A 17983-nucleotide genomic window follows, 5' to 3' on the forward strand; every position below is an offset into this window, starting at 1 on the left:
AATGATGGATTGATTGAGAGTGGAGAAAAACTTTACTCTACTTATGCTAGTAATGGTGCGAACGGTCAAATTACTACAACCTTGGGAGCAGCAGGGAATTATTATGTTGGAATTTCACAAGACTCCAGCAACGTCAACTCCAATTATTCCCTACAGTTAGCTAACACTACCAGCACAAGTGATCAGCGTCTCACTGGTAATGCATTGAATAACACTCTGATTGGCGGTGACGGAAATGACCAACTGCAAGGGTTAGGAGGAAATGATACCCTCCAGGGAGGTAATGGTAATGATATTCTCACAGGTGGAGCTGGTGATGACTTACTCTGGGGAGGACTGGGCGATGATATTCTCACAGGTGGAGTCGGAAAGGATAAATATCTGTTCCAAAGTAGTGGAGTTTTTAGCACAAGCTTAGGTGTTGATTACATCACCGAGTTTGAAGCAGGACAAGATCAGATTGTCCTGAGTAAAAGCACCTTCAATGCTGTTACTAATACTGCGGGACAGGCTTTAACTGACTTTGGAGTTGTCACTGATGATAAATTCGTCAACGCTAACAAAGCACATATTGTCTTTAGTCAAAGTAGTGGCAGCTTATTCTATAACCAGGATAGCAATGTTCTGGGTACAGGAACAGTGTTTGAGTTTGCTAGTTTAGGGAATCCTGATATTACTCTGAATAGTAGCAATTTCAGTCTGATTGCCTAGTTTTTTAGGTATTAAGATGTGGTTCCTAATTTGAGAACCAATGCTAGTTGGTTTTTCAATAGCGAGATTGTGATTATTGATATCGGACTAACGCCACGTCAAATTATCGCTACTAAGCGCGGAATGTTCATTCAATCCTCTCCAGAGTCGGTACAAGCAGCTAAACAATTGTCTGAAGAAGTTCGTCAAAATTTATCTTCTGAAGAATTAGCATGGTTAGAATCAGGAAAGTTTGTGGAATTAGAATCTTTTAGTCCCCAAAGAATAATTAAAGTTCTGCAAAAAGGTATTGCTGGCAGTCGAAATTTAGAAAGTGATGACAGTAGCTTGCTTTTAGTGGGCGATACGGGTAATGATATGTATATTGTTCAAAGTTTTGGTTAATATAGCCAGAATGCGTAGGCGTAGTTCGCCCTTAGACATTGCATCCCAAATGTACAAAATGCCTCTCAGACTTCCAGTCTGGGATGAGCATTCGCTTTTGGAGGAAAACTTTTCGATTTACTGAAATTATCCAGAAATTGGAGTTCAGATATGGTGAGGTCGCGCCATTGACCCAATTGTAGGTCATCTAATTCTAGGTGGGCTATACTGACCCTAACCAGTCGCAAAGTCGGAAACCCTACAGCCGCAGTCATGCGCCGTACTTGGCGGTTTTTTCCCTCTGTCAAGGTTATTTCCAGCCAAGCTGTCGGTACATTTTTGCGAAATCTAATCGGCGGGGTGCGTTCAGGTAGCTCTGGCTCTTTTGATAACAGCCTAACTTCTGCTGGTTGAGTACGGTAATCTTGAATTTTCACGCCTGTTTGCAACCTTTTTATTGCATCTGCATCTGGAATTCGCTCTACCTGTACCCAGTAAGTGCGTTTATGACCAAAACGCGGATGGGCGAGACGATGTTGCAATTGCCCATCGTTCGTTAACAGCAGCAACCCTTCACTATCCCAGTCTAAGCGTCCCACAGGATACACATCAGGTACATCAATATAATCTTTCAGGGTGCTATGTGTGGGAGCATCTTTTGTAAACTGGCTAAGAACGCCATAGGGTTTGTAAAAAATAATATATCGGTAATGATTTGTCATTGGGCATTAAGCATGGGTAAATAATTAATAGTTCTTCTTCCCCTGCTTCCCGATAGGGGCTTAGGAGTGCTTGCTGGGCAAAATTATGCAAGGATTTAGGCATTATATAAAAACGATATAGGGAAGAGTTGATTATGCCAAGTTCCAAAATGTAATGAGTGTCTTTCTTATTTTTAAGAGGTGCTGTCTCAATACTTCTGGATTAAGCCCAAAATCAGGTAAATTAACATTTTTCTATACTCCATACCCCATGCCCTATGACCAATTACTTTCGCTCCAATGTTAATGCAATGGCTAGCTACATTCCCGGTGAGCAGCCCCAACGCGGTACACAGATCATCAAACTCAACAGTAACGAAAACCCCTATCCTCCTTCGCCTGCCGCGCTTGCTGTACTACGGAATATCGATGGCGAGTGGTTGCGGCGCTATCCAGAACCTTTCGGCGAGGAATTCCGGCAAGCTGCAAGTAAAGTTTTAGGAGTTCCTAGTGATTGGATCATTGTCGGAAATGGCAGTGACGAATTGTTGAGTGTAGTAATTCGAGCCTGTGCAGAACCTGGGAAGAAAGTAGTTTATCCGATGCCAACTTACGTGCTATATCGCACATTAATAGAAATGCAAGCTGCGGAAATTATTGAGATTCCCTACAGCAAGGACTACAGTTTACCTTTGAAAGAACTGGTTGCTGCCAATGGTTCTGTGACATTCATTGCGTCGCCTAATAGTCCATCGGGGCATGTGGTAGCAACAAATGATCTACGAAAATTAGCCAGCCAGTTATCTGGAGTTTTAGTGATTGACGAAGCATATGTAGATTTTACTGAAGAGGATGCATTGGCTTTGGTAAATGAATACGAAAACGTCATCGTAATTCGCACACTTTCTAAAGGGTACTCTTTGGCAGGATTGCGGCTGGGCTTTGGGGTGGCGAATCCCAAACTGTTGCAGGGGTTGTTTAAGGTGAAGGATAGCTATAACATTGATGCGATCGCTTGTGCAATTGGCACGGCTGCTATTACCGATCAAGCTTATAAAAATGCTTGTGTGGCAAAAATCAAAGCATCGCGCACTAAGTTAGCAACAGACTTGAAACAATTAGGTTTTCATCTTTGGGATTCTCAAACTAACTTTTTGTTAGCACAGCCAAGAGAAGGAAACGCAGAATATCTCTATCAAAAACTGAAGGAACAGGGAATTTTAATCCGCTACTTCAAGCAGCCTGGACTAGATGATAAATTACGCATTACTGTTGGTACTGATGAACAAAATCAGGCTTTAGTAGAGGCGCTGATTTATTTGTTGGGGAGTCGGGATTAAGGAGGGAGATATCTGACTTGTCTGTATTATAGGGAAATTGATTTTTGCAAGAAGTTCAATTTTTCAGCGTTCCACAGCATATATATAATGCGGTATGTCGCGCCAGAGTATCTCCTTAACGACCTTGAGGCCGTTCTTCTGGGCTACACGCCGAGAGGGAATGTTTTCTGGACGAATCAGAGAAATAACGCGAACGCAGCGACCCAGGACGTTAACGGCGTAATCCTGGCAAGCATATGCCGCTTCAGTTGCATAACCCTGCATTTGTTGGTCACGGCGGACGTGGTAACCAATTTCGAGTTCCTGGTGTCCCTCGACCTCTTGCCAAACTAGTCCGCAGTCGCCGATTACCTCCCCCGTCGCCTTGAGAACCATTGCCCACAAGCCAACGCCGTGCTGTGCGTAGTTGCGGCGCTGTCGGTCAATCCACTTTTGCACCATCTCGCAATCAAACGGCTTTGGATAGTAGCGCATCGACTCTGCATCGCCAAGGACAAGCAGTAGCGCGTCGAGGTCAGAAAGCATCATTTCCCGCAATAGTAAGCGATCGGTTTCCAATATCATCAGAGTTCAATCCAATCTAATACCAATTCGCTATGAAGATGCACTTAATTATTAAACGAACCGCCAAGTACGCCAAGTACGCCAAGACAGAGGGAGTAATCATTAAGTGCAAGCTCACGGAGAATTGGTATAAGTACAACATTTGATTAATTCGTAGCGAATTAAATTTGGCAATACCCTGCAATGCCAATGCATCGGCTTACATTGTTAATGCAATACCCTGCAATGCCAATGCATCGGCTTGCATTGTTAATGTATCCCCATACAATGCCAATGCATTTCAAAAGAATGTTAATGCGTTCCCCTGCATTAAAAACGCTACGCTTCTACGCAAAACTGTATTAAGCCCAGTTGCTTACTACAACAATCTTGAACCTACTTTCACCAGACAAATCGTAGTCTAAAGAGCCGTAGTGTTGCAAAGCCCAGTCTTGCAAATCTTGAATTGCACGGGCAAATATATCATCCGGGATGTGCCAGGTATTGCCATAAACCTTGTTTCTATAATATTCAAGCAATTTACCTACAGTCAGTTCAGATTGCCATTTGGCTGCAACAACTGTTTGCAAATTTGCTCCTTGTTCGCGCAACTCACCTAAAACCTCTTCTTGTGTTGCACCATAGCCAGGTAAAGGGTAATCATAGCCAGCAATAATATCTTGCCAACGTTGCTGAAAATCAAACCTACCTTGATTCACATCTTCATTAACTTTGCTGAAATTCATATTACCGTGAGTGTAGAGATAAATTCCTTCTGGCTTGAGGACGCGGCGAATTTCTGCTAATGCTTGCTTCCAAGCAGAAACCAAGTGAAACACATGAACTGTCAACGCCACATCGAAAGAGTTATCAGCAAATGGTAGAGAAGTTGCATCTCCCTTGATTGCTGTAAGTTGGTGAGACACACCCTCTAGCTTTTGGTGCAACTCAGCTAGCATTTTTTCAGAGATATCGACACCAGTGTAGGAATAGCCTTTTTTTGCGATCGGGACAGCAATTCTACCAGTGCCGATACCCGTTTCATAGAATTTGGTTTCTGCTGTTGGTGAAACTAGATTGAGGATAAAATCTGTGATTTGCTCGGAAATACCTGGGGGTAGTCCTCGTGTTGCATCATAGATATCAGAAACGCGATCGAATGAAATGGTTGCAGTCATATATCTTTTATCTTTTCGTGATAGTTATTGACAAAGGTAACTAAGGTAACTATAGCCAGATGACTAAGAAAATTGCACTTTACCAAGTTTTTTGAGAGCAAAAAATAATGAACTAATATGTATTGTTTGCAGTAATATTCCATTATCAATATCTTGAATTAATTTTTGCAGTGGCAACAAAATCACATCAATTTGTTCAGTAACGTCTAACTTTACATCAGCTATATGTTCCACATCTGTTGCTAAAAAACAATGAATTAGATTGTTGTGACTTGCTGAGTTTGGTGAGAGTATAGCCGTTTCAAGAAAATTGTTGCTTGTGTATCCTGATTCTTCTAATAACTCACGCTTTGCAGCTTCCAATGGGGAAATATCTTCTGCTTCCATAGAACCATCAGGTAATTCTAAACCTGTTTTTTTAGTACCATAACGATATTGATTTACTAATACAATTTCTTGATTTTTCGTTAAATCTACAACATTTACCCATGTTGGATATTCCAAAACATAATAGGGGTCAACTATTGCTCCATTAGGCATTTGGCAAGTATCAGACCGGATTGAAATCCATCTATCTTTTACTATATGCCTAGATTTTAATAAAATCCAATCAAATGAATGTACCATATTTAAACCTCTATTTCTCTACTTGTGACAGTAATTATTTTTAATAATTTTAAATCTGGTAAAGGTAGTATTATAGCCACCCACTATTTTTTATAGGAGCAAATGTCTAACTAGAATTAGTCTTTGTACATTTTCCCTTAAAGCCACTGTTATGTTCAATTCATTGAATGCGTGTTGCTAAAATCACTGAATTTTTTGCTGTCACGCAGATTTTTGTAGCAGCAATACGAGAATTTTAAATTCACACTGGCAATAATGAAACATGTGCCGAAACCACTTTCCATCCTTCGGTAAACCTATACCAAGTCTGGCTTTGTCGCCCGAAACGTTCTACACCATTAATAATGCGGCGAAATTCTAAAGTCACTGTTGCTGCATCTTTCCCAAAGGTTACAACCTTAAGATTTGAGATTTCTCGCTCTATTTTCGGGTTTGGACGAGAAGCGCGAAAGTTGCGAATTTCATCGACGCCATAGAGGTTTTCTGTGATCCCAAACCGCACTACTTCTGGCGCATCCCAAAACAAGCTATCCATCACCTCCAAATTATTATTACAAAGGGCTTCTTCATACTTGAGGTACAAATCAGTTACTTCAGTTACAACGGCAGGGTCATTTACTGTAGTCATTGTTGTTACCAATTTTTAGCTGTATGCTTGATTATGCACTCTTTTAACTCAGCACTCTTGATCACTTCAGCTTCCTTTAAGACCTGTCTGCACGTAAATTCAGACGAACCATGTCACGGAAGATGGAAATTTGCTGCATAAAGAGGAGTGATCCCACAATGCAAATACTGGCACCGAGGATGACAGTATTGGTAGCACCGATGCTGGTTGCTAGTGCGCCGGCAACCAGATTGCCTATGGGTACCGCGCCTGTAGATGCCATGACGTAAAGTCCTGTAATCTGCCCCCGATTCTCATCAGTCACCAACAACTGGAGTACTGTGCGACCGGAAATTATCTGCAAAATAAACCCGAAACCAGCTACCAACAGCGAGAGCAGTGAAAGCCATAATATGTGGGATAGGGCGAAGATAATCAGGCTCACTCCCATAAGGGCTGTCCCAAATGCTAGAACTTTTCCTAACTCAAGCACGCTCTTATGTCTACTTAAGTAGATACCGCCAGCTAAAGTTCCCATACCTGAAGCTGTCATCAAAAAGCCAAAAGTATTGGGGCCGCCGTCCAGAACATCTGTAGCAAAAATGGGCCCTAAAGCCAAATAAAATGCCCAGACACAGCAGACTAAAGCTGACCCAATTAAGACTGACCGGAGTGGCAGAAAACCAAAAGCGTAAATGAAGCTGGCTCTCAATTCTTCTAAAGGTTTCCGCGTGGAAATAACAGCTTTTTTGGGGGCAAGCCGCATCGCCAAGAGGGCAAAAATTACCGCTATATAACTGATAGTATCAATCAGAAAACAAGCGCCCGAACCAATGGCCGCAATCAATATGCCCGCGATCGCAGGCCCAAGCATAACCGAAACGCTAACCAGGGAGGAGTACAAGGCAATTGCATTACCGAGATTTTCCTTACTGACCGTTTCTGGTAGAAATGCCTGTCGGGTGGGAATATCGAAGGCGTTGATTATCCCTTGGAACACACCAACAAGTGCAATCTGCCAAACGTTAATAGTACCATTCAAGGCCAGCCAAGTCAGAGCCAAAGACTGAAGCATCCCCAAAATCTGGGCGACAGTCAGGATGCGATAGCGGTTGGTGCGATCGGCAACAATTCCACCCAGAGGAATCAAAACAAGAGTGGGAATTTGGCTGGCAAAACCCACCAGACCCAACAACCAAGCGGAATCGGTGAGGCGATACACCAGCCAACTAGTAGCCACCTGGGTCATTGACGTACCAATTAGAGAAATTGCCTGACCTGTGTAGTACAGACGAAAATTTCGGGAATCAAAAGCACGAAGCATGACCTGCGATTTTGTTGATGCTTCCATACATCACCCCTCAGTAGTTCCCAATCCTTAACCGTGAATAAAAAAGTAGGCAGTCATGCTGAAGGCAACAATCATGACAAATCTCCGAATTAAGTGCGGTTCAAGTTGACGAGCATAATGGGCGCTTAAGTAACCGCCAAGAGAGCCACCTACTGCCATCAAAATAGCTTGATGCCAAGCAATCACACCTGCAAAAATAAATGGAACGATCGCAATTCCATTAATACAACTTCCTAAAAATGTCTTAAAAGCATTTATTGTGTGAATACTTTTGATACCTAAAAATGTTAGAGTTGCCAGCATTAAAATCCCTAAACCTGCGCCGAAGAAACCGCCATAAATTGCGATCGCAAGTTGAGCCAGTACCAAATTAAATAAGGGTACAGACTCAGGTGATGACTTCTGGCTTTGACGCTGTAACCACTTTTTGAAAGGTTCACCAAAGGTAAACACCAGGGTTGCCAGCAGCAACAGATAGGGAATAAGCTTTTTAAACACATCTGGAGAAGTATATAACAAAGCTACAGAGCCAATTACACCACCAACTAAACTGACACCACATAAAAGTAAAAAATCTCGCCGCTCGATGTTTAAATCTTGACGATATGCTCCAGCACTTGCGAGAGCAGCCACCCAAATCGCAGTATTATTCGTGGCGTTAGCTGCGATCGGCGGTACACCCGTAAAGATGAGAGTTGGAAAGGTGATAAAGCTTCCACCACCCGCGACAGCGTTTAATCCGCCTGCAATGAAAGCGGTACTAAAGAGAAGTAAACTATGGAAGAGTGTTAAAGATGGCGGCATTATTTACGAATTATTAATTTGAGAATATCACTTGGAGAATGGGCAATCAAGTCAGCACCATGAGCTTTCAATTCCTCCTCAGTTCCATAGCCATAGGTAACGCCAATTGAAGCAATGTGATGGTGCTTGGCTCCAATGATGTCATGTGAGCGATCGCCTACCATCACCACAGTGGAGGGTAAAAGTTTTTCTGTTAATAAAATATGGTGAATTAAGTCGCCTTTAACGCTTCGTCTTCCATCAATTTCACTACCATAAACACCGTCAAAAAGCAACGGTAAGCCAAAATATTCAATAATCTGCGTAGCATAAATGTATGGCTTTGAAGTCGCGACAAAAGTTTTATAACCAGCAAAACGAATGGCTTTTAGGACTTCTGGAATCTGTGGATAAAGGGAGTTTTCAAATAATCCAATGGTGGCAAAGCGACGGCGATACAGTGAAATAGCCTGTTCAATTATTGTGCCATCTAAGGTCTTCAGTAAATGCGAAAAGCTGTCTTTCAGTGGTGGGCCAATACACCAATGCAATTCATCAGCATCCGCTGGTTTATAACCGAGTTCAGATAGAGCGTACTGAATGCAGCGAGTGATACCAAGTTTAGGATCTGTTAATGTCCCGTCTAAATCAAAAAGAACAGCGTCAAAAAGCATATATTGATATCAAATTAGATATAAGTAATTGATATATAGTTTCATCCGCTTTTGCTTATTTGCTGAAAAAAAAGTAAGAAGTAATTCCCCAAGCAATGACAATAATAAAACGCCTCACCGACTCTGGTTTTAGTTGACGAGTATAGTAAGCTCCGCTATAGCCACCAATAGCTGTACCAACCATCATTAGTACAGCTTGCTGCCATGCTATGACTCCAACAACCACAAAAGTTATAATCGCAAAGCTATCGATACAGAGCATCATCAGTACCTTCAAGGCATTTATCTGATAAATATCTCTTATACCCAGCAGGCTTAAAGTAGCTAACATCAAAAAGCTTAGACCCAAACCATAAAATCCTCCGTAAACGCTAATAAAAAATTGGATAATCGCAGCTTTGAGCAAGAAACTCCGAGAATTTTGACTAGTTTCAGGAGCAATTTTTAAAAGAATCTCAATCGACCTAGCAAAAGTAAACAGTAGTGTAGCAATCAACATCAGGTAGGGTACAAGCTGATTAAATGTGCCTGTTGGAGTGTAAAGCAGTAACACTGCACCTAACAGTCCGCCAATCACGCTAACACCACCAAGCAGCCATGAGAGTTGTTGCTGTGCTGGCAGCTTGTTATGATAGGCAGCCACACTGGCAATGTATCCAGTGGATGAGGCTAACGTACTTGTTGCGTTGGCATTTATAGGTGATAGACCAGTTAGTAAAAGTGCTGGAAAAATAATCAATCCACCTCCCCCTGCAACTGAATTTAATACCCCACTGAGCCAAGCGCTGAAAAATAGAAAACAAGCCTGTATGAAAGTCATATAGGGTAAATCATCCGCAGAAACTGACATTCATCAGTTTTAGAGCAACAGTATTTGTACAAACCTGTATGATTAATGCGATAGACCAAATAGTTCAACTAAAATCTAACTCCTTATTTTGAGCGATTTTATAAAGCCTTCTCCACTAAGTAACCCGATCCCCAATGTGACAACACCAATCCCGACGCTCTGAATTACGTTTAAAGTTTCGCTAATCGTTACCCATGCAACAAGCGCCGTCAATGCTGGACTGCTAGAACCGATTATGGAAGCGGTAGAAGCGCCAATCATCCGAATACCCACATTGTTTAAAGTGTGTCCGAGAAAGCTGACAAGACCGGAAAATATACTGCCAATCCATAGAGGTGTCCAGTCAAGTTGGGCGCTCTTAGCTGGCCAAAACAGTAAGCTAATACCGGAAAGAAGTAAAGTACAGGCAAAACTAATCCAGGTAAAGGGAACTGGATGGAATTTTTCCAAACATTTTTGAGCAATGATGCAATAAAAGGCGTAAACGATCCCAGCACTAACACTAGCGAAAATGCCGATCGCAATGGTATGACTGCTGTAGGTGGCAGAAGACTGGGGAATGGTGAGAGCGCTTCCTACCAGAATAATCCCCATCACTAGCCAACGGAACAATGTGGGGCAATCGCCAAAAAACCTCCAAGACAGCAGTGCTGTAAACACAGGATAGGTGAAGAAGAGAGTCAAGGCAATGCCTGTGGGAATCAAGCCAATAGCAATGTACAGTGAGGCAATATACACAAACATCAGTACACCACAGCCAAGAGCTTGGATTAGAATATCCCTGCGTTCATGTAATGCGCCGGAGGCATCGCGATTGAATAAGTCTTTTAATTCTTTAAGAGCAGATGGATATAGCTTGAATGATAGAGATGCCATGAGTGGAACTACAAGCAGCATTCGCATGAACATCAGCAAGAATGAATTCTGCAAATCTGGTTTAACATATCCACCGAGTAAAAATAAACCGAGTACAAGATGTTCTGAAAACAAAACTCGGACAGTAACGTTGTGAAACGTTAAAACAAAGGAGGATAGTAGAACCGTTAGGATGCCCAACACTATAAAAAGTTTCCCTAGAGACGACCTGATTATATTGTTAAAACCTAACAAATCAGATGAAGTTTGAGGAAATCAAAGCCGTCGCTTCAAAAACACTGCCAATTGTTCATGAAAGTCTTGCTTATTAAGACTCTGGTATTGTTACTTGCATAGAGGGTTGATAGAAAAGCGCGATCATTATTAGATACTGAGTTCAGAATTTAGGAGTCACGAGTCATTAGTCAGTGGAAAGTTAAGCCAGCAAAAGGGAATGGGGAGATGAGTGGGGAGCAAAGAAGCAGGGGAGTGGAGTTCAAAGACTCGTCAGCAAGTATTAAAGACTCATTCACGAGTATTAGAGACTCGTCAGCGAGTATTAAAGATTCGTCAGCGAGTATCAAAGACTTGTTCACGAGTATCAAACACTCGTCGGCGAGTATCAAAGACTCATCCCCTATTCCCCATGCTCAAGTATTATGCAGTCACCGCCTCACGTCGGTTGTACCCAGAAGCGTCTCCCTTGATAGCTTCACTTTGTTTACCATCGATACCCACTGGGAGATCTCCGACAATTGTCACTCGTTGAACGTGGCGGGGCTGGTCGCCGTAATCTGCGATCGCATAATGTTGAGTAACCCGGTTGTCCCAAAAGGCGACGTCACCAACTTGCCAACGCCACCGGACTGTGTTCTCAGGACGTGTGATGTAAGCTTGTAACAGTCGGAGAATATCATCTGATTCAGTTGTTGATAAACCACGGAACTGACGCACAAATCCGCCAATGAATAGCCCCCGCTCCCCAGATTCGGGATGGATGCGTACAACTGGGTGCAGAGTCTCGTATACAGTCGAGGTGAAGACAGCCCGATAAGCCTTGGCATCTTCAGGTAGGTCGAATGCAGTTGCATAGTCGAATTTGTTGCTGTGTACTGCCCAAAGTTGGTCGGCGAGATTACGCAGATGGGTAGGTAAATCTTGGTAGGCAGTCACAGAGTTTGCCCAGATTGTGTCGCCACCAGTCAGGGGAATGTCAAGCGCTCGTAAGATAGAGCCGAGAGGAGGACGGTCTACGAATGTCACATCGGTATGCCAGCTATTGGCGCGAGAAGTGGTGCGGCCATAATTCAGGTCTAAGACTTCGGGATTTTCTGGCAGCGCTGGTACAGTGGGGTGGGCTGTAGTGACTTCACCGAAACGACGAGCGAAGGCGACCTGTCCAGCAGCATCAAGCTGTTGCTGACCACGGAAAAAGATCACTTTGTATTTGACTAGAGTCTTGCGAATATCGTTAATGATGTCATCGCTGAGGTTATAACTCAGATTAACACCGATGATTTCAGCACCAATACGTCCTGCAACTGGTTTGATATCAAAGTATTGAGAAGCCATGTTTTTTATCTCCAAGAAGTTTATGTTTGGGACTAGCCTTTTTAAGGTGGGTGAAAATTTGGATCAAAAAACTCCTCTTTGGTTGAGTCGATATCTGACCGAGAGTTCAGCCTGTCCCCCATGATTGAGTTGAGGCTGGCTTAGTTATTTACGGACTGGATGCCGAGATTCACTAAGCAACGAATCGTACAACCTCTTAACTCTGTGTTCTCTGTGCCTCTGTGGTTAAATAAAAGATTTTTTAACCGCACAGACGCGGAGGGCGCAGAGAGAAAAAAGAGATTTTACAAGTCACCTTGCAAAGACTAATGTTTTTATTTAGTTAGTCGGCAGTCATTCAATTTTGGATTTTAGATTTTTCCTTCAATCCAAAATTTAAAATTAGCAATATCTGCTGATTTCTGACTTCTTTAAGCTGCTAAACACCAGGGGTAGATCCGCCATCAACAATAATCTCTGTTCCTGTAATTGATGCAGCAAGATCAGACACCAAAAATAACGCCAGCGCAGCAATTTCTTCTGGCTGGGCGATTCTTTTTAAAGGAATACTTTGGATGTTTTGTGCCTCCACTTGCTCGACGGTGATCCCTTGCACTTGGGCATTCTTGCCGAGCTAAAGTCTCGGCACGCTCAGTAGCTGTAGCACCGGGCGATATGGCATTAATGCGAATGTTGTACTCAGCTAACTCTTTAGAAATGCCCTTTGTGAAGTTGAGCAGAGCTGCATTACTTGTGCCACCAGCTAGGAAGTTAGGACGAGGTGTCCGTCCTGCACCGCCAACTATATTGACAATCCGCCCATCACCCCGACTTTTCTGATCGGGGACGACGGCTCTAACTAGGCGGATATAGCCCAATAATTTTAAGTTCCAAGCATCCAAAAATAAATCATCAGTTGATTCCAGGAAAGACCCCGCACGGGCTGAACCTGCATTATTAATCAAGATATCAATCTGACCAAACTGGGTCAAGGTGGTTGAAACAACTTTCTCAACATCGTCTGCTTTAGTCAGGTCGGCGTTGATGGAAATAACTTTAGCCCCTGGCGTGGGTAGAGACTGGATGTCAGCTACTGCATTTTCTAGTCGTTCTGGGTTACGAGCTGCGATCGCTACATTCACACCCTCACTATAGAGTGCTTTGGCGGTGGCTAAACCAATTCCCGCACTTCCTCCAGTGACGATCGCTGTTTTACCTGATAGTTTTAGTTCTAAACTCATACACAGTTACCTTCAAAAATATAATTTAGTTGCGAACCAACAATATTGCCGATTGAGAGCCTGTATTGTGGATATCCAAGATGGCTCGACTTTCCCCTGATGTACAACCCAGAAGTATCTTGATTTCTGTATCTCGCTTTTGAAAGTCAACACTACAAATGACGGCAGTTACTGTCTGACTAAATAAGCTACCTATCCAGACATCAATATCAAATCCATCTCCAGAGTGAGTGTCTTCCAAGTAACCATAGTCCAAGGGATAAACGAAGGATGGATAACGTGGATGTGATGTCCCGGGCGATCTACCTTGAGATTACTAGCGGCTACAAGCTGATCTAGTTTGAACCAGAAGTCAGTACTATCCCCCATGTCATCTCCTGTTGCTCAATTTGAAATGTGCAATACAGCCTTGCCAGGAAAACGCCTGTCCAGTAGTTGTTGCGCTACATCAGCTATTTGTGTCCAAGAAGCTTCTAAATCAATGTGAGGACGCAACTGACCTGCTTCTACTAGACTCAAAAGCCGTTTTAGACCGACTGCGGCTGATTCAAATCTCAGTTCATCGAACAGACGTAAACCATACAGGCTCACGCTACCAGTCCCAAAGAATTGGGCAGCGTTGAATGTCACTTCTGCTCCCCCAGACACTCCATACAACACAGTTTTTCCATCCTGTGCCAGTAAGCTAAGGGCTACTCCCAAAGTCTTACCACCCACTGACTCTATAATTAAATCATAGGGGCCATACTCGCTTGCAGGTGAGAGGTCTTCGTTAATCACCACCGATTGTGCCCCTGCTTCCTTGACCAGAGTCTCATAGCCAGCTTGCCGAATGTGTGCCACGACGTACGCCCCTGACAGCCGCGCCAATTGGATAGCAAAGTAACCAACACCTCCTGATGCACCTGTAACCAGAACTGGGCGACCTAACAGCGAACCGCCTTTAAGCACAGCATGATAAGCGGTTAAACCTGCTACAGGCAGTGTGGCAGCTTGAGCAAAGGATACCGATGGCGGCACTTCTGCTAAGGCGTTGGTGGGAACAGACACGAGTTCTGCCCAAGCACCGGCATGGCGAAAGCCAACTACACGCGTCCCTTGGGAAGGCCCTGAACCATCGGCAGCGGGGGTTTCCACTACACCTGCCAAGTCCCAACCAGGCTGCCAACCAGCTTCAGCAGAAGTTGAACGTTTCACCTCTCCCCGATTCAGGGAAATTGCTGCTACCCGGACTAAAGCTTCATCTGGAGCAGACTTTGGTGCAGTCACTTCACTCAGTGCCAAACGCCCCGGCACATTCAGATCAACAATCACAGCACGTATTTTGCTCATAAGGTTGCCTTGGCTTAAAGATTAATTTCTAGTTCGTTGGTTCGCAATGTACTGCCTGCAATAGATAAGCTCGATAGATTAACTATTTATTCTTAACTCCAAATCCTGTAACTAGATTAACGAAATTTCACAAACTACGGTAAATCAATAGGTTTATAGTATTTAATAGAATGTAAAAAGAAAGTTATCACAGACAGCCAAAAGAATCAAGCACCTTGGGAAAAGATTTGTTTGATGAATGCTTGTATCTATTGGTGCGTTGTAAGCTAGTCGCTGTCAACCTCCTAGCTGACTACGAGAAATTATCCTTATGCTATTCGCATTCAAGGTAATTTTCCTGATCTCAAATTTAGAAGTATTCCCAAACAAACTCCACCCTATCGCCCTTTAGCAGAGGCACTAAAAGAACAATCAATTTTTGAGTTAAGGAACGTCAATGGTACTTTAGTAGGTTTTCGGACACCCAAATATATGCAAAGAGTAAATGCTAGTGGCTATCACTTTCATTTCATAACTGCAAATCGTCAAACTGGAGGACATATTTTAGATAGACAATTTCAAAATGCTAAAGTAGAAGTTGATACTCTATCAAATGTTGAGATAGATTTGCCCAGAACTGCTGAATTTGACCACGCTGATTTTGGAGAAGGTAAACCTGCTGAAGTCAACAGAGTTGAACGGTAACTAAATATTTTTGGATTAAACCTATGTCACAACCAGAAACTATTGCAAAAGAAAAGGATACCCGTCCCCCAGTGGCCATTGGTCATGTGAGATTATATGTGAGTAATGTACCGGAGGCTAGCGATTTTTTCATCAAGATAGGGCTACGGCTGATCACCCAATCAGAACAATTTGCTGTTTTAGAATTACGCGGAGGAACGCACTTAGTTTTGAGAACAAGTTCAGAGGCGATCGCTCCTGGAATCAATGCGCCCTTTGATCTGATGGTAGATGATGTTTCCGTCACCAGAGAGACTTTTAGGAAGTGGGGACTGACTGTTTCTGAGATCGAACCAGGTAGAATCCACAGTTCATTTATCTTGACCGGACCGGACGGCTATCTATTGACGTTAACTTCCTCACATACAGGCGGTAGAGAAGTTTAACAAACAGGACTTACGCCTGCTAAAGGTTAATTGTTTTGCATTTAAGGAGAAAATTCTTTTCAGGCTGGGGTGTACCATTACGATTCAATTTTTTCAACTCTACGATAGAAGAAGTTGCTTTCAGAATCCTATATCTATCAACAATAAAATCACTCCCCGGTTCGGCAAGATTTTGAGTTACACCAGTAATTGCAGTTTTTAATGTTAAAACACCATTATTCACAGTGTAATAAGATTCATTAGCTGGTTGACCAGTCCAAAAAGAACTTCTATAAAAAATAAAGTTGCCAAATCCCCCTTGCTTGTCAAAAAGCATTCTTCTTGACGAACATGCAGCATTTTTTTGGGGTGTTGTGGGAATTTTTCCGTCTTCAGAACTGTAAAAAGTCCATTGACCATTTTCACGAGGTGGAAATGTACTCTGGGCAAATGTTGGAGTTGCTACAGATGGTAAAAGAAGTATAGTAGCTAGCAAAGCTTTGGTGACTGTAAATCCTCTACCTTGAAATATGGAATTCCATAGCCATATCAACTCATTACAACACGTATCAAACAATTCCACCTGTTGCTCATTAGGTGCAACCTTTATCTTTCTAGTTTTCATGATAATAAACAGCTATTTAACAGTTACTTAACAGTTATCAAGATGACAATCAAGTTTTAATTTCAGTTCACTACGTTTGACAGAACTTCAGGACAAACAATAATGCAATTTGATTTGGCTCTAAGTTGAAAAGGTGTAGCTTATTAACTTGCAAACTGCTGTATATGTGTTTGGAGAATTGTGTCACAACGACAATTTAACAGGATTTTCCAAAGTAAGAGTAAAAACTTTTGAATGCTTTCTTTTTTTAGATACACAGAGATTGGATTATGTTTTATATAACATATTGTTAATTTACTGTTTTCTATGTCGTTAAGCAATTACATAATTATCGAAATAACCTATTACACATAAAAATCATGTATAACATCCCTGACGTGGCGACAAAATAGCTTGAAAAGATAATGAGATAGAGTGTTTAGCGGTTTATCTAAAAAAGACAGATCTACTTATGTAAATAAAACCTAACTATGGACGAAAACGGCACATAAGCATGGATGTGCTTGGTTTAGTCTTGGTTGTAATCGTTCATGTAGCAAATATTGCAGATTCAACTGCTACACATATATATTGGCTCTAAGCCAGTATTACAGTACCTAACCTAAACAAGGTTTGAAGGTTTGGGCGGATCAAGGGTATCGAGGCGAACAAGTACAGAATGCAGCGCCAGCCTGCCTTATGGAATTAAAAGTTGTTGAACGTCGCTGCGAGAATTTTGAAGTCTTGCTAGACGTTGAGATACCCCGCGAACTCTTGCTTGGTGCAGGCTTACAAAGGCGTTTGAGCAAGAACTACGAACGATTACCAGAGATAAGTGAAACCGTTGTTCACATTGCCATAATTCCACTTATGCTTCAAAGACTGACTGCTTAACAATTTATTTATAGATCCCCTCTAGACAAAAAATGTTTCATCAAATTTTTGAAAGGATAATTACATCAAATAAAATTTTTTCAAATTACAGTGAAGACTGCAATTATTCCCTTCTTAGCAACTAGCGCCAGTATGGGTATTAGTTTTAATAATCAAACATCGCTAGCCCAATCATCAATATTAATTGCTCAGGTTGCTAAAACCCGCAAAATCGTAATCGAAGATTTAGGTTACTCGTTTGATGTGCCAAATGGGATGCGTGTGATTAGAGATGGAAATATGTTAGAAGTTCTAACACAGAAGAATTACGAACAACGTCAACGTGGTCAAAAGAACTGTACTTATCAGTACTCAACTCTAGTTGGCTGTTCTGATTTTTCTATCAACATAGAAGGAAATGGTCGTAAAAAGTTGGCACAAGTACATAAAGAACTAACTACTCCTTGTCAATGTGGTGTTAGTACTGGTTTCGACGTTTTTAAAGGGGAAATAACAGTGAATGCAAGGACATACCGGAAATACGAATTGGGAGACGAACACCAAGCATACAATATTTACTTATACCTAACAAATAAGAATCATTTAGTAACTGTTGTTCTGGACAAAGCACCTTATGCAGGTAATAGAGATGCGTTGGTGACTGCAATGGGTTCCTTCAAATAATAAATTATGATTCATGCTTTTTCCGAA

23 protein-coding genes are annotated in these 17983 nt (G+C 42.2%); 7 read left to right on the plus strand and 16 right to left on the minus strand.

Annotated features, from left to right (window positions below):
* Both V7L29_RS34075 and V7L29_RS34080 read left to right on the plus strand, forming a co-directional pair.
* Nucleotides 1-711 (plus strand): calcium-binding protein (locus V7L29_RS34075; RefSeq protein WP_442944315.1); only part of this gene is annotated, 711 nt, incomplete at its 5' end.
* Between the two features lie 18 nt (nucleotides 712-729).
* A complete protein-coding gene (locus V7L29_RS34080; RefSeq protein ID WP_334691049.1) occupies nucleotides 730-1095 on the plus strand; it encodes a hypothetical protein in 366 nt (121 codons plus the stop codon).
* Nucleotides 1096-1160: 65 nt separating this feature from the next.
* On the opposite strand, the gene V7L29_RS34085 is transcribed toward V7L29_RS34080, so the two are convergent.
* The gene (locus tag V7L29_RS34085; protein ID WP_334738255.1) at nucleotides 1161-1796 is read right to left on the minus strand and encodes an rRNA large subunit pseudouridine synthase E; all 636 of its coding nucleotides are present in this window, start codon (nucleotides 1794-1796) and stop codon (nucleotides 1161-1163) included.
* A 257-nt stretch (nucleotides 1797-2053) separates the two neighbouring features.
* Here V7L29_RS34085 and hisC point away from each other — a divergent pair, with 257 nt between their 5' ends.
* The gene (gene hisC, locus V7L29_RS34090; RefSeq protein WP_334691051.1) at nucleotides 2054-3115 is read left to right on the plus strand and encodes a histidinol-phosphate transaminase; all 1062 of its coding nucleotides are present in this window, start codon (nucleotides 2054-2056) and stop codon (nucleotides 3113-3115) included.
* A gap of 63 nt (nucleotides 3116-3178) precedes the next feature.
* Here the strand turns inward: hisC and V7L29_RS34095 are convergent, their stop codons facing one another.
* From V7L29_RS34095 to V7L29_RS34160, 14 genes are all read right to left on the minus strand, one after another.
* The gene (locus V7L29_RS34095; protein ID WP_334691052.1) at nucleotides 3179-3679 is read right to left on the minus strand and encodes a GNAT family N-acetyltransferase; all 501 of its coding nucleotides are present in this window, start codon (nucleotides 3677-3679) and stop codon (nucleotides 3179-3181) included.
* Between the two features lie 341 nt (nucleotides 3680-4020).
* Nucleotides 4021-4836, minus strand: coding sequence for a class I SAM-dependent methyltransferase (locus V7L29_RS34100; RefSeq protein WP_334738256.1), 816 nt, complete (start codon nucleotides 4834-4836; stop codon nucleotides 4021-4023).
* Nucleotides 4837-4899: 63 nt separating this feature from the next.
* The gene (locus V7L29_RS34105; RefSeq protein WP_334738257.1) at nucleotides 4900-5463 is read right to left on the minus strand and encodes an NUDIX hydrolase; all 564 of its coding nucleotides are present in this window, start codon (nucleotides 5461-5463) and stop codon (nucleotides 4900-4902) included.
* A 241-nt stretch (nucleotides 5464-5704) separates the two neighbouring features.
* Nucleotides 5705-6091, minus strand: a complete 387-nt coding sequence (hpxZ, locus tag V7L29_RS34110) for an oxalurate catabolism protein HpxZ (protein ID WP_334691055.1) — start codon at nucleotides 6089-6091, stop codon at nucleotides 5705-5707.
* A 76-nt stretch (nucleotides 6092-6167) separates the two neighbouring features.
* Complete coding sequence (locus tag V7L29_RS34115) at nucleotides 6168-7421, minus strand: MFS transporter (protein ID WP_334691056.1); 1254 nt, start codon at nucleotides 7419-7421, stop codon at nucleotides 6168-6170.
* A 27-nt stretch (nucleotides 7422-7448) separates the two neighbouring features.
* Nucleotides 7449-8225 (minus strand): sulfite exporter TauE/SafE family protein, encoded by a 777-nt coding sequence (locus V7L29_RS34120; protein ID WP_334738258.1) that lies wholly within the window; start codon nucleotides 8223-8225, stop codon nucleotides 7449-7451.
* Nucleotides 8225-8878: an HAD hydrolase-like protein gene (locus V7L29_RS34125; protein ID WP_334738259.1), complete on the minus strand. Its 654-nt coding sequence runs from the start codon at nucleotides 8876-8878 to the stop codon at nucleotides 8225-8227. The genes V7L29_RS34120 and V7L29_RS34125 overlap by 1 nt, the downstream gene beginning before the upstream one ends.
* Nucleotides 8879-8933: 55 nt before the next feature.
* Complete coding sequence (locus V7L29_RS34130) at nucleotides 8934-9728, minus strand: sulfite exporter TauE/SafE family protein (protein ID WP_334738260.1); 795 nt, start codon at nucleotides 9726-9728, stop codon at nucleotides 8934-8936.
* A 75-nt stretch (nucleotides 9729-9803) separates the two neighbouring features.
* Nucleotides 9804-10787, minus strand: coding sequence for a DMT family transporter (locus V7L29_RS34135; RefSeq protein ID WP_334738261.1), 984 nt, complete (start codon nucleotides 10785-10787; stop codon nucleotides 9804-9806).
* Nucleotides 10788-11240: 453 nt separating this feature from the next.
* Complete coding sequence (locus tag V7L29_RS34140; RefSeq protein WP_334738262.1) at nucleotides 11241-12155, minus strand: TauD/TfdA dioxygenase family protein; 915 nt, start codon at nucleotides 12153-12155, stop codon at nucleotides 11241-11243.
* 418 nt (nucleotides 12156-12573) lie between these two features.
* A complete protein-coding gene (locus V7L29_RS34145; protein WP_334738293.1) occupies nucleotides 12574-12687 on the minus strand; it encodes an SDR family oxidoreductase in 114 nt (37 codons plus the stop codon).
* The gene (locus tag V7L29_RS34150) at nucleotides 12638-13375 is read right to left on the minus strand and encodes an SDR family NAD(P)-dependent oxidoreductase (protein WP_334738263.1); all 738 of its coding nucleotides are present in this window, start codon (nucleotides 13373-13375) and stop codon (nucleotides 12638-12640) included. Before V7L29_RS34150 ends, V7L29_RS34145 begins: the two co-directional genes overlap by 50 nt.
* A 25-nt stretch (nucleotides 13376-13400) precedes the next feature.
* Nucleotides 13401-13616: a hypothetical protein gene (locus tag V7L29_RS34155; protein WP_334738264.1), complete on the minus strand. Its 216-nt coding sequence runs from the start codon at nucleotides 13614-13616 to the stop codon at nucleotides 13401-13403.
* A gap of 143 nt (nucleotides 13617-13759) precedes the next feature.
* Entirely contained in the window at nucleotides 13760-14707 is a 948-nt protein-coding gene (locus V7L29_RS34160) for a zinc-binding dehydrogenase (protein ID WP_334738265.1), read from the minus strand.
* 288 nt (nucleotides 14708-14995) lie between these two features.
* On the opposite strand from V7L29_RS34160, the gene V7L29_RS34165 reads away from it, so the two are divergent.
* On the plus strand, nucleotides 14996-15391 hold the full coding sequence (locus tag V7L29_RS34165) for an acetolactate decarboxylase (protein WP_334688541.1): 396 nt from the start codon (nucleotides 14996-14998) through the stop codon (nucleotides 15389-15391).
* A 23-nt stretch (nucleotides 15392-15414) separates the two neighbouring features.
* Complete coding sequence (locus tag V7L29_RS34170) at nucleotides 15415-15816, plus strand: VOC family protein (RefSeq protein ID WP_334688536.1); 402 nt, start codon at nucleotides 15415-15417, stop codon at nucleotides 15814-15816.
* Nucleotides 15817-15835: 19 nt separating this feature from the next.
* On the opposite strand, the gene V7L29_RS34175 is transcribed toward V7L29_RS34170, so the two are convergent.
* Nucleotides 15836-16420 (minus strand): hypothetical protein, encoded by a 585-nt coding sequence (locus V7L29_RS34175; RefSeq protein WP_334738266.1) that lies wholly within the window; start codon nucleotides 16418-16420, stop codon nucleotides 15836-15838.
* A gap of 612 nt (nucleotides 16421-17032) precedes the next feature.
* Between V7L29_RS34175 and V7L29_RS34180 the strand changes: the two genes are divergently transcribed.
* Nucleotides 17033-17293 carry a hypothetical protein gene (locus V7L29_RS34180; RefSeq protein WP_334738267.1) on the plus strand — a complete coding sequence of 87 codons (261 nt, stop codon included), beginning with the start codon at nucleotides 17033-17035 and terminating at the stop codon, nucleotides 17291-17293.
* 90 nt (nucleotides 17294-17383) lie between these two features.
* Nucleotides 17384-17956 (plus strand): hypothetical protein, encoded by a 573-nt coding sequence (locus tag V7L29_RS34185; protein WP_334738268.1) that lies wholly within the window; start codon nucleotides 17384-17386, stop codon nucleotides 17954-17956.
* Nucleotides 17957-17983: the final 27 nt, after the last annotated feature.

The organism is Nostoc sp., assembly GCF_036916575.1.
In the GTDB taxonomy this organism is placed as follows: domain Bacteria; phylum Cyanobacteriota; class Cyanobacteriia; order Cyanobacteriales; family Nostocaceae; genus Nostoc.